Genomic DNA, 12,025 nt, shown 5'->3' with positions numbered 1-12,025 from the left:
AAAACATTAAAAATTAGAACTATACTACGAAACAATATCTATTTACAACTTAATATCTTCAATTTTCCATAACCCTAAAGATTTGTCATGATAATCTGGATGCTGATACTTCTCTTTAATCAACTTTAGGGGAGAACCAAAATAAAAGGGGGCTTCCTCAAGGTTTAAGGGGCGCCAATCTCCAGTAACAATATCTTTATTTTCCTTATGGTTTGGAAACGTTGTGGAAAGCAAATAGTTACAACCAGAATTTTTAATATTACCTAATGCCTTAAAAATATCATCGAATGATAAATGCACCAAACCATCCCTATTTATCAAAATATCCGATTTTGGCAAATCATCCTTTAACAAATCAATAACCTGAAACCGAATATTTTTATCATGCTTATATTTTTCAATATTTTCTTGAATTAAAGCCTCCACTATATCTCCACCAGTGTAATTACAACCTAAAAGATCAACATGTTGCATCCAAATAAAATCACCACAAGGAACATCCAATATGGAAGAAAACTTAAACTCCTTAATCAACCGACTAATTTGATCTATAACCACTTGGGTATGGTGCAAATCGGACCCCCCACCAGATATACTTTGGTGTCCACTCCAGTAATTGGTATTATAAATATAAGTAAAAACCTCTTTAGGGGATTTGCCATCAAACTTAATGCGCCTCTTTTTTTGCTTACGGCGCCATTTTAAAAAACGCCAATAATATTTCTTAATCCTAAAGGGTATTAATTGTTTCATAAGCTATATACTCTATTTACTAGAAGGTTTTATTTATAACCTTCAACATGAAACTTCGTCCGCCATATCCTCCAGCGTAGTCAAGTATTCGCAAGACTCCAACTAAAAAATTGATTTTTATAGATGCCCAAACAGAAAACCGTTCAGGATAGGTTTTCATAAATGATTTAAAATCTTCAAGCCGCTTTGAATACAGTTCTTTATCCAAATAACGAAGCTCTACAATTTTCTTTAATATAATCTTTTGGTATTTAGGGTATAGATTTTTAGTCACTAGCCCCATACACTCCATTTCCGTTTTCAAATTGGCATCCTTTCGTTTTGAGATGGCCAATGACGAATAAACACTTTCGCTTTGATAACGATAAGCCCCTGCTACTATATCTAAAAATTTTATGTTACCAAATTTAGATTGGTACAAGAGCATATAGGTATCTTCTCCTGGTACTGTTTTGCTTATGCTACTAAAGTCTCGGTTTCTAAATACTCTTGACGAAGTAGGTGCAATTATTGGTAAGTCTTGCATTGTATAGCCAGCGCTATTGCCATATTTTACAAGCTTTTTTTTGATGACTTTTCCTTTTTCGTCAATAGTGCAAACATTGGTAAAACAAACTTCAAAATCGGGGTTAGCTTCTAAAAAATCTACTTGGAGCTGTAATTTGTTAGGGGCACTCCAATAATCGTCACCATCACAAAGGGCAATATAATCTCCTTTACAATTATTTAATAAATATAAAAGATTACCAGTATACCCTAAATTTTCAGGTTGCCTTACCAGATGAATATTAACAAACTTGGAGCAGTCTTTAATAGCCTCTTTAACTACTGCATACGTGTGGTCTTCAGAACAATCATCAGAACAGACCAGTTCCAGATCAAAATTCACCTTTTGCATAAGTATGCCTTTCAAGGCGTCCAACACAAACTTCTCATTATTAAATGTTCTTAGGCAAATACTAAGTAAAGGGTGTTTCACAAGGTTAATCTTTTATTACTTTTAAAATATTATTCCAGTACTAAAATAAGTATATTTGGTTTTACACATCATAAAACTCACCCATTCTATTTAAGAAGGCTTGACGACCACTTTGGGCTATAACACTTTCTCTTATTGCCATGGGCTCAAAAACAAGATCCCCATTATAAATTGCCAGGAGCTTGGCTGCTATAGCATCTACATCACAAGGTTCAACCAGTATTCCAGTACCCTCCTTTATAGTATCTTCCGGACCGCCACTTTTTGTACTAATCACTAGAGTTCCACAAAGCATGGCTTCCCTTAGTGCAATACCAAAGGACTCTTCCTTACTGGTCGACACAAAAACGGTAGCTTTTTGATGCAATGCTTCAATTTTATCCCTATCCAGCCAGGCATAAAATTTTAGCACCTTCTGTAATTCATTATACTTATAGATAAATTTTTTATCAATCCCTTTCATTATGGTCAAGTCTTCTAAAGAGGACAATCCAACAACATGCACCTCAACCGGTCTCATACCCTTATGGCTTTGAACAAACCTTAACATGGCATCGAAAAAGGTAATAGGATCTTTTTCCGAGGACAGTCTTAAAACGGTAGCGATTACAAAAGTATCCCTTGCTTTTAAAGCGGGCTTATAGGCAAATTTCCGTTCATCAGTTAAATTCCAAACCACCTCTATGGCCTTTGTCGAATCCACAGCCAACAAACAAGCTTTATGATAATGGCTTACCCCGGCAACCTTCCTAGCCATATTAAACACTCTTTTTATACGCTCCTGATAAACCTTTGCATAGTTTGTTAACTTAAAAGGAGAATGCGCTATAACCACTAAGGGTATACCATAAGTTTCTGCTATTAAATAAGAGGACACCCCGTATTTATATAGCCCTTGCACATGTATAACCTCGGGAAACCAATTACACTTTTTAAAGAGTTTTTTTGAGGCCTTTACATAAGCCTTATCCAATGCGTTTAATTTCTTTGTGTCACTCCAACTCTTTTGCAAGATTACTGGATATGAATAGGCATCGGGCGTTTGCAACAAAAAATCTTGACTGAGCTGAAAAGGCTTCCATTTCAGCCAACGCTTTATACGATGGTAAAAATAACTTTTGGTATGCAACACTTCAAGCATCAAAACCTTAACATCAAAGCCATTCTGGGACAGGAATTGCGCCTGCTCTCTAAAATAGGAACCATGTTCTACTTTTATGTTGGGGTACCAAGAGGGTAATATGAGTATTTTTTTAGCCATCAACTTCATAGGTATGTTTTATAAGCTGTCCCAACTGTCTTTTAATAAACTGTCTATAAAAATAAGGCTTATAACCTGGTACCTTTTTTTTTAAAAAACAAAAGCATCGCAAATGCCAATAGGTTAAGAGGGGCAAAACCTCAAACTTACGGTACACCTTTAACAAAGCCTGAAGCTCTGAAATAAACCCAAAATCTGAACTCACCAAAAAATGACGCTTTATAAACAGACTCAAGCTATGCTTGCACCCCGCTATGGTATAGAGTAAAGGCGTAAAATACGCCATAATCAATAACCTATCGCGATGCAACTGCCCATTTTGAATATTGGATTTTGTCGTATTTTCAGAATGTACACGAAAATAGTTTAAGGGTTCGTTCAAATAAAAGATATCTGTTTTTAGTAGGATAGCGATATAAGTATAAAGGTCGCCCGCATTATAAAACTGTTTTAAAAAGTCCATATCAATGTGTCGCAATGCATCGGCTCTAAAAAGCGTACTACTTACGTTATAGACTAGCAGATCATTAATAAAATAATTAGGGATATCGGTATGCTTAACCACCTCTCTGTCCAACTTTTTAAAACGCGAAATCATATTCGATTTTTCGGAAGCCAAACCTTGTCGCATCCCACTAGCATCCACAATTTCAGAATCTGTAAACACAAATCCAATTGAAGGGTTACGATCCAATACCGCCACGGTACGTTCCAGAAATTCTGGATGGGCAAAATCATCACTTTCAGCAATCCAGATATATTGGCCTTGGGCAAGTTTGATGCCTTTAACCCATTGTTGAAAAACCGAACCTGAGTTTTTGGAATTCACTTCCAGACAACGCACCTTAGGGTGGTTTTTATAGGCACTTAATAACCCAACACTATCATCACTGGAAGCATCATCTAATAAGATAAGCTCAAAGTCTTGAAACGACTGTTGGAAAATACTATCCAATCGCTCATGTAAAAAAGCCGCATGGTTATAATTGGGTACTATAATAGAAACAGCTACCATATAAAAACGTTAAGCTTTAAACCTTCTTTTTAAAAAACCGCCTTAATTCCCTCACATATAAAATATCCTTTAACAAACCTTTTTGGTATCTATAATGTAAAAATCGAAAAATGGTTTTAAAGAACACCCAAGACAACCGCTTCACTTCATTAACTTTGTTTTTTGCATTAATCTGTGAGGCTTGAGTATCGTGCAGCCTAAACTTCACTAAACAATCATCAACAAAGCCAATATTAAAGTGGGGCATAATACGGTACCAATATTCTAAGTCTAAAGCTTGGTCCAATTTGGTATTAAAATACCCTACTTTTTCAAAACAGGATTTGTTTAATAAAACGGCCGTTGGCTCACCTATTTTATTGGAAGGATGGTCTAATAAATTCCTGTCCTTTAAATAGACCTTACCAGAAAGCACACCTTCCTTTATGGTTAATGCATGCCAAGATTTATGAAGCGTACTAAAATTTCGTACCCAGTCCCCATCAAAACGTTTTGAAACATCATAAATGATGGTTCGCTTACAATAAACCAACCCCACGTTTTTCGATCCTTCAGCTAATGCGACCATCCGCTCTATACAATGGGGCTCCAACACATCATCCTGAAATAAAAATTTTATATACTTTCCGTTAGCCTGTTTAACACAATGGTTCCAATTGGCACCAATCCCCTTAGGTTGATGGAGATGGATGTAAATGGGAATTTTGGTCTTAGTCTTATAACGCTCAACAATCTCCAATGTACCATCTGTTGATGCATCGTCACTCACCACAATTTCCAAATTAGGGTAAGATTGTGCTAAAGCACTGTCTAAAGCCTCTGCTAGATAAGTAGCACCATTATAGGTTGGGATACAAATAGACACAAGTAAACTCATTTATCTATTCTTTATTAATTTAGCGCTTAATTTTTTGACAATAATTAAAGGGTTTTTATAATTATTTCTTAGAAAAAACATCCACCATTTTAGTTTATTATAGGTCTTGACTATTTTTAAATGTTCAAGCCTATTCTTCTCATTTAAAATTTTTTCATATTCACTTTTATAAAACAACAGTTTATTGTTTAATGTTGTTAAGTCATTCAACTGAGCAGATGAATGTTGTCTATATTCTAAGTTTGTGTCTGCTTTCAAAGCCATCCAATTGGCATCTACAATTCGCTTAAACAAATTATAATCTTCAGGTATCTCACTTTTTAAATACCCTCCCACACCGTCAAAAGCCTTTCTTTTAAACATTGAAGAACCATGAATAATATTGCCTATCACCAACCTATCCTTCAAATTTTCTATGGATTCAAATACAGGAAAAGAAATTTGATAATAAATGTTATCAATTATTGAAGCCCTTAACTTTTCATCCATATTTAAATATGCCCTTTTTGCTTTATTACCAAAAAAAGCATAATCTGTATATGCAATTCCTACTTTATCATTGCTATCTAAAACTTGAGACGTCTTTTCTATATAGTTTGAAAACATTCTATTGTCAGCACCCAAAAAACAAATGTATTCAGAATTCGTTAGACTAATTGCTTTATTAAAATGAGCCACAACCCCTAGGTTGACTTCATTTCTATTATATCTAATTAATTTAGGAAACCTTTTAGCATAACTTTCTCCAATAATTTGAGTTTCATCTTGTGAACAGTCATCTGTAATTAAAATTTCATCTGGTAAAATGGTTTGTTTTAAAACCGATTCAACTGCATCTATTAAATAATCTCCATAATTATAAGATGCTATAATACATGCAATCTTTGCTTTTCTTAACTTTGTGTCATTAACAACTGTAAGTCTATTTAATTTATATAGATTATCATCGCTACCTTGATGGCAAGATAAAGCTCCTTTAAATTGCTTTTTGACTTCTTCCAGTACTAATTGATTATATTCTCCATGTGGATAAGCAAACCATTTAAAACCTTTCTTATCTAAATCCCTAATGTCCTTTGGTATTTTTAACTCATCCTTTATAATTTCTATATCGGTTATTTCTTTTAAGTTTATATGAGTCTTTGTATGCCACTGAAGTCGCCCACCTAATTTCACAAGTTCAGCCAATTGGTCCTTAGTCACAAAATTTGCTAACGGTTCAACAGCATCAAATGTATTATCTTTACCTATGTATTCTGAGGTCAAAAACAGCTCAAAAGGAAATCCAAAATTTGATAATATTGGTGCTGCATATTGCAATACGTTTTCATATATCCCATCAAAAGTTATAACCACCTGATTTTCATTACTTGCGTCATAATCATCTAAATAAACAACATCCTTTCCGGAGATCTCAACCATCTGTCTGTAAAAATTATTTACAGTTACCCACCACATAGTTGGGGATTCTAAATAAACTTTATGATACATTAAAATCATTTCACGTAAACTTCTAATTTATGGTTGTAATCTCTATAAGGATAAATAACTTCTTTTAACTTTAAAAATGGAAATTGACATATATTCCATTCGTTAATATGGACTGTAACTAAATGCCCTCTTTCTTCTAAGATTTGATCAATTAACAAATAAATTAAATTCGAAGAATCACCAATATACTGTTGATACAAAACCCCTGTAATCAAGACTAAATCAAATTTAACTTTAAACATTTTAGTAATATCAAAAATTGACCCCTGTAAAAAAATCACATTAGTTTCATTGTTTTTGTTGGCATGCCTGATTGCTTCTTGAGAAATATCAATGCCAGTTACACTTGACACATTTAATTGTTTAGTAATGAATCCTTGTCCACAACCTATATCCAAAACATTCTTATATTCTCTTTCTGGCAATTCGCTAAAAAGCATTTCACGCCTAAATAAATCATGTTCATTTGAATTATAACCCCAAGGATCTTTTGTCCTATGCCAGGTTTCCAACTCTTCAAGTGGCTGTATATTAGATTTCACTTTTTCAATTTGTTAATTGTTAGATACAAATATTTCCAAATTAAATTACTCAAATTGCCTTGTTTTCTAATTTGAGGGGGGGCTATTTTAGTTTTTATATTAATACCCAAATAATTTAATGTGCTAATAATAACTTCTTCATAATTGCTGCTCAATTCTTCATATTCAATTACAAAAGGGTCTATATTGTATTGAGTAAAATAATCTTTCCATTTTTTTTCCTGGTTACATATTATCGAAATATTCTTTTTTATATTTTTAAAATTAAATATTGCCTTTTTGTTTGATACAAATTCAGAACTCCATTTATTTGTTTGATCAGCTTTTTCCAAAGAAATCCCTTGAAATATTTTATCATTTCTTGTAATGAAGATATATCTTAAATTACCAAAACAATCTTCAAGACGTCTATCTTCAAATTCCTGTTCGTATTGATTATAATGTAGTTTAAATCCAAAAGTACCGTTTGGAGTGACTCTATTCTTTTTTAATTTTTCTATATATTCAATATTCGATTTAAACTGCCATCTATTTAAATAATCTTTCTTATGTTCAACATTAAAATATTCATGAGGAAGTCCAGCCAGCATAGTAGATTGCAGCCCTTTTGCCAATAATGTACTTCCAGACCTAGGAGTTGAACAGATAACATAGTTTAAAATATTTTCATTAGCCTTACAATCATATTTCTCTAAATTAAAATCATATTTAATGTTTCTATCCATACCGTTATCACAACTAAAATAATTTATATTTCTGAATAAGTGGCATCTAATAAAAAAGGTGGCCAATAATCTTCCTTATCTACCAATTGGAAAGATAAAATATCATGTACCCTCAATAGAGGAACCCCCGTTTCCATATTACTGACTAATACATTAATAGAATAAATTCCTTTTGTTAATTGAAGATTTTTATGGGATAGAATAAACTCAATCCTATCTTTCTTAAATTCAATTGGCGAGTTAATCTCATTACTTTTTAATACAGCGACCGATCTTTGTTCTTTATCAAAAAGAGTTATTAAAAATTTAGGCATATCAATATTTTCATACGTCAAAATTTTAAACTTTAACTTAAATTCGTCATTCCAATTCAATATTGGAAGACCATCATTAGTTTTTATGGAACTTATTAATTGAATATTTTTAATTTCAATAGTTCCATCATCAAACAATACTTTACTTTCATTTTGGGCAAATCGTTTATAATATAAATCAATCCCTTCCCCTACATTCTTACCTTGATATTCAACTTTACCATGATCTAACAATACCACCTGATTACAGATACGTGAAACCATAGGCATATTGTGAGACACAAATACAATAGCCGTTCTTGGCAAAATAGTATCTATAGCTTTAAAGCATTTGAGTACAAACCCTAAATCTCCCACCGCCAACACTTCATCAATCAACAGTACATCGGGTTCCATTTGGGCGGCCACGGCAAAGCCCAAACGCACTTTCATCCCGCTACTATAATGCTGTACGGGCATATCTATAAACTCTTCTAATTCGGCAAAGGCAATAATCTCCTCCAACTTGGCATCAATCTCTTTACGACTAAACCCTAAAATGGCGCCATTGTTATAAACGTTTTCTCGTCCTGTTAAAATGGGGTTAAACCCTGCGCCCAATTCTATCAAGGCCCCTACCCGTCCCCTAATGGTCACCTTACCGCCATCGGGGTTAATTAAGCCGTTTAGTATTTTTAACAAGGTACTTTTACCGGCTCCGTTATGTCCTATCAATCCTAAGCATTCACCCCGTCTTAACTCAAAGCTCACATCCTTGACCGCCCAGAATTCCTTGGGTCTTAAATTCCCAGAATCTTTTGCCCCGGGGTTTCTGGACACCAAATCCTTAAGCCCATACCATAAACCGGTTTTAAGGTCTTTGCAAAACTTTTTGCTTAAACCTTCCACCTTTACAAGAACATCATCGGTAGTGGTTATGTTTTTGTTTTGATTCATTTTTTTCAATTCATTTTTCTCTTGCTCCTTAATGGAGGGTTGGGGTGGGGCTTAGGCGCTAAAACGTTCTACAATAACGGGGATGGATACTCTATAAAATACCAAGCCCACAAACAATAAAGGGATGCAACAGGCTATAATTATTAGAAAGTAGCCTAGAAATTCCGGTGCCGAGCCAGTAACCGTATTACGGGCTATTAAAATTATGGGCGTTAAAGGATTGCCAAGCATTATGGACTTAAGCAAGCCTTCCTTAGGAACAACATAGACCACGGGGGTAGCATACATTAAAAACCGCAACCCAAATGAGATAAATTTCCCAACATCCTTATACAACAAACCAAAGGGGGTAATAAATAGACCAATGGTCGTACCAACCAGTACGGCCCCTAATATGGCGAATGGAAACCACAACAAACTCCATTGCAGGCCTACACCATAGGCCAAAACAAAAAAGAGCAATAAAATAAGTTTAATACCACTGTTAAACAGCAGTTTAAAAAGACCGGATATAATTAAAGCCTCTTTCGGAAAATTAATTTTGGTTAAAATGGATCGGGCCCCATTGGTACTGTTAATAGGGTTATTTATAGACTCCACAATAATGGACCAAATTAAGGTACCCGTAAACGCATAGACCGGATAGGGCATCCCCGTATTGGTTAAGGTAACTGCCCCCGATTTGTTTAATAAAATCCAAACCAAAGCCGTCATTAAGGGTGGGGCAAAGGCCCAAAGGATGCCAAAATAAGATTGGCGGTATTGTGCTTTAATATCCCGTACGGCCAACTGTGTTGACAAAAAGCGGGACTTAAAAATATCGCTTAAGGACTCACGCAATAAGGTTGCGAATCGCAAACGGTTCTCCTTTTGATAAACCTTAACTTCTAATGACATTTGGCTGATTTGGCTTTATTGCGAATATACCAATTATTGTTCAAAAATACTGCTTTTGGAAGCGGGATGCCATTTATTAATCATAAGCCCTTCCCTGTCATTCAAAACGATCCTGTCATTCAAAACGATCCTGTCATTCAGAGCGAAGCGAACCTGCCTGCCGGTAGGCAGGGAATCTCTTATTAACCAAAGCGGCAAATCAAAAGACCCCATCACAGACAACTAGATGACCTATGCAAGAAATAGATTCTTCAGTCGGCCCAAAAGCCTCCTTCTGAATGACAACCCCCATCATTCAGAGCGATCCTATCATTCAAAACAACCCTAGCAAAGACAAGCACACCCAAACAAGCCTAAACTAACTCCTTCCCTTAACAAGGGAAGGTGCCCGAAGGGCGGAAGGGTCACAAATCAAAAGACCCCATCACAGACAACTAGATGACCTATGCAAGAAATAGATTCTTCAGTCGGCCCAAAAGCCTCCTTCTGAATGACAAACCCCTGTCATCCAGAGCGATCCTGTCATTCAGAACAAGCGCAGTAAAGCGAACCTGCCTGCCGATAGGCAGGGAATCTCTCGAACCTCGCTTCCAACTTCCAACTCCCAACTTCCAACTTCGAGCTTCAAGCTTCAAGCTCCCAACATCAAACCCAAAACCACCAACCACCAAACACCCAACCCCAAACACTGAAAACTGAATACTAAATCCCGTATACCCCTCACCCGTCATCGGTCACCCAACTTATATCCTCTTGTCAAGACATCAAACGCCAAACGCTGTACACCGAACACTGTACACCGAACACCAAACACTGATCACTGCCCACTGCCCACTGAACACTGAACACCAATTATGTCAGAACACTGATTACTGAATACTGATTACTGCCCACTGAACACTAACCTCAACCCCTAAACCACTCCCAAGTAAGCTTCAACCCCTCCCGAACATCAACTTGCGGGGCATACCCCAACACATCTCTGGCTTTGGAAATATCTGCCAAAGAATCCCTAACGTCCCCTTGTCGAGACGGGCCGTAAATAGGTTTAATGGTTTTACCAGCGGCTTTGCATAAAATCTCCCATAGCGTATTGACACTAATACGCTCACCACAAGCAATATTGTACACCGCATTACCCGCTTGTTGGGGGGCAAAAAACCCTTTAATATTGGCCTGTACGGCATTTTCGATATACGTAAAATCCCGGGTTTGCTCCCCATCGCCATTTATGGTTACGGACTTATCCTTTAATAAGGCTGCCATAAACAAAGGAATGACCGCAGCATAAGCGCCCTTCGGACTTTGCTTGGGACCAAACACATTAAAATAACGCAAACCAATAACATCGGTGCCATAAGTATTGCCAAATACCTCCGCATAGAGCTCGTTCACATATTTGGTAACGGCATAAGGCGATAAGGGCTTTCCTATCACGGCTTCTTGTTTGGGCAAGACCGTGCTATCACCATAAGTGGAACTGGAAGCGGCATAAACCATACGCTTTACACTATCGCTTTCCTTTAAGGCGATCATCATGTTTAAAAAGCCACTAATATTAACGGCATTGGTTGTTGCCGGATCCTCAATAGATCGGGGCACCGATCCCAAAGCAGCCTGATGGCTCACATAATCCATACCAACCATAGCCTGCTTACAGGTATCCAAATCCCGTATGTCTCCTTTCAGAAGCTCAAAATTGGAATACCCTAAAAACGATTCGATATTCTCACGATGGCCCGTGGAGAAATTATCAAGCACCCGAACCCGTTTGGCTCCCTGTTCGAGTAAATATCCTACGAGGTTAGAACCGATGAAACCCGCGCCACCGGTAACTAAAAACTCATAATCTTTAAGGTTTTTATAATCTGCTATCATCCTTATTTTCTACTTGACCTATGAAATAAGATTTGAGGCGTTTGCCCAAATACATCTTTCCATAGTGAGTCTTCAAATATTTTTCTCTCTTTAAGGCATCTGCTTGTGACAAACATCCCTCAAAATAAATCAACCTGAACGGCCTTCTCTGTTTTGTTGAACAGACATTTCCTTTTTGATGAGCCTCAAATCTTGATGACAAATTTTTAGTATATCCAGTATATTTCTTACCGTCTTTTAAAGACAACAACACATACACATAATAATAGGTTTCTGAATTATTTGTCATCATTTCATGGGTTAAACCCAGCGCCACCGGTAATTAAAAAAGAATACGCGCTTAAATCCTGGTCATGA

12 protein-coding genes are annotated in these 12,025 nt (G+C 36.1%); all 12 read right to left on the bottom strand.

The features are described from left to right. Positions 1–42: 42 nt before the first annotated feature. Positions 43–753 carry a class I SAM-dependent methyltransferase gene (locus MR062_RS02555; RefSeq protein ID WP_242202501.1) on the bottom strand — a complete coding sequence of 237 codons (711 nt, stop codon included), beginning with the start codon at positions 751–753 and terminating at the stop codon, positions 43–45. Positions 754–772: 19 nt separating this feature from the next. Next, positions 773–1,732, bottom strand: a complete 960-nt coding sequence (locus tag MR062_RS02550; RefSeq protein ID WP_242202500.1) for a glycosyltransferase — start codon at positions 1,730–1,732, stop codon at positions 773–775. Positions 1,733–1,793: 61 nt separating this feature from the next. Next, positions 1,794–2,993, bottom strand: coding sequence for a glycosyltransferase (locus MR062_RS02545; RefSeq protein ID WP_242202499.1), 1,200 nt, complete (start codon positions 2,991–2,993; stop codon positions 1,794–1,796). After that, positions 2,986–4,008: a glycosyltransferase gene (locus MR062_RS02540; protein ID WP_242202498.1), complete on the bottom strand. Its 1,023-nt coding sequence runs from the start codon at positions 4,006–4,008 to the stop codon at positions 2,986–2,988. Before MR062_RS02540 ends, MR062_RS02545 begins: the two co-directional genes overlap by 8 nt. Before the next feature lie 16 nt (positions 4,009–4,024). Continuing rightward, complete coding sequence (locus MR062_RS02535) at positions 4,025–4,885, bottom strand: glycosyltransferase family 2 protein (protein ID WP_242202497.1); 861 nt, start codon at positions 4,883–4,885, stop codon at positions 4,025–4,027. After that, entirely contained in the window at positions 4,886–6,376 is a 1,491-nt protein-coding gene (locus MR062_RS02530) for a glycosyltransferase (protein WP_242202496.1), read from the bottom strand. A 5-nt stretch (positions 6,377–6,381) separates the two neighbouring features. After that, positions 6,382–6,918, bottom strand: a complete 537-nt coding sequence (locus MR062_RS02525) for a methyltransferase domain-containing protein (RefSeq protein ID WP_242202495.1) — start codon at positions 6,916–6,918, stop codon at positions 6,382–6,384. Further along, entirely contained in the window at positions 6,915–7,643 is a 729-nt protein-coding gene (locus MR062_RS02520; RefSeq protein WP_242202494.1) for a Stf0 family sulfotransferase, read from the bottom strand. Before MR062_RS02520 ends, MR062_RS02525 begins: the two co-directional genes overlap by 4 nt. A 23-nt stretch (positions 7,644–7,666) precedes the next feature. Further along, complete coding sequence (locus tag MR062_RS02515; RefSeq protein WP_242202493.1) at positions 7,667–8,893, bottom strand: ABC transporter ATP-binding protein; 1,227 nt, start codon at positions 8,891–8,893, stop codon at positions 7,667–7,669. 51 nt (positions 8,894–8,944) lie between these two features. Then, a complete protein-coding gene (locus MR062_RS02510; protein ID WP_242202492.1) occupies positions 8,945–9,790 on the bottom strand; it encodes an ABC transporter permease in 846 nt (281 codons plus the stop codon). 906 nt (positions 9,791–10,696) lie between these two features. Further along, positions 10,697–11,668, bottom strand: coding sequence for an SDR family oxidoreductase (locus MR062_RS02505; protein WP_242202491.1), 972 nt, complete (start codon positions 11,666–11,668; stop codon positions 10,697–10,699). Further along, positions 11,652–11,960, bottom strand: coding sequence for a GIY-YIG nuclease family protein (locus MR062_RS02500; RefSeq protein ID WP_242202490.1), 309 nt, complete (start codon positions 11,958–11,960; stop codon positions 11,652–11,654). Before MR062_RS02500 ends, MR062_RS02505 begins: the two co-directional genes overlap by 17 nt. Positions 11,961–12,025 lie beyond the last annotated feature (65 nt).

Source organism: Aestuariivivens insulae (assembly GCF_022662195.1).
GTDB lineage: Bacteria > Bacteroidota > Bacteroidia > Flavobacteriales > Flavobacteriaceae > Aestuariivivens > Aestuariivivens insulae.
Note: the sequence above shows the minus strand (reverse complement) of the source record. Positions and strands in the feature narration are given on the sequence as shown.

Bases quoted from the DNA above. Each gene is read 5' to 3' on its own strand.
- MR062_RS02555 (WP_242202501.1), bottom strand. From the start codon at position 753: ATGAAACAATTAATACCCTTTAGGATTAAGAAATATTATTGGCGTTTT.
- MR062_RS02545 (WP_242202499.1), bottom strand. From the start codon at position 2,993: ATGGCTAAAAAAATACTCATATTACCCTCTTGGTACCCCAACATAAAA.
- MR062_RS02540 (WP_242202498.1), bottom strand. From the start codon at position 4,008: ATGGTAGCTGTTTCTATTATAGTACCCAATTATAACCATGCGGCTTTT.
- MR062_RS02535 (WP_242202497.1), bottom strand. From the start codon at position 4,885: ATGAGTTTACTTGTGTCTATTTGTATCCCAACCTATAATGGTGCTACT.
- MR062_RS02530 (WP_242202496.1), bottom strand. From the start codon at position 6,376: ATGTATCATAAAGTTTATTTAGAATCCCCAACTATGTGGTGGGTAACT.
- MR062_RS02520 (WP_242202494.1), bottom strand. From the start codon at position 7,643: ATGGATAGAAACATTAAATATGATTTTAATTTAGAGAAATATGATTGT.
- MR062_RS02515 (WP_242202493.1), bottom strand. From the start codon at position 8,893: ATGAATCAAAACAAAAACATAACCACTACCGATGATGTTCTTGTAAAG.
- MR062_RS02510 (WP_242202492.1), bottom strand. From the start codon at position 9,790: ATGTCATTAGAAGTTAAGGTTTATCAAAAGGAGAACCGTTTGCGATTC.
- MR062_RS02505 (WP_242202491.1), bottom strand. From the start codon at position 11,668: ATGATAGCAGATTATAAAAACCTTAAAGATTATGAGTTTTTAGTTACC.
- MR062_RS02500 (WP_242202490.1), bottom strand. From the start codon at position 11,960: ATGATGACAAATAATTCAGAAACCTATTATTATGTGTATGTGTTGTTG.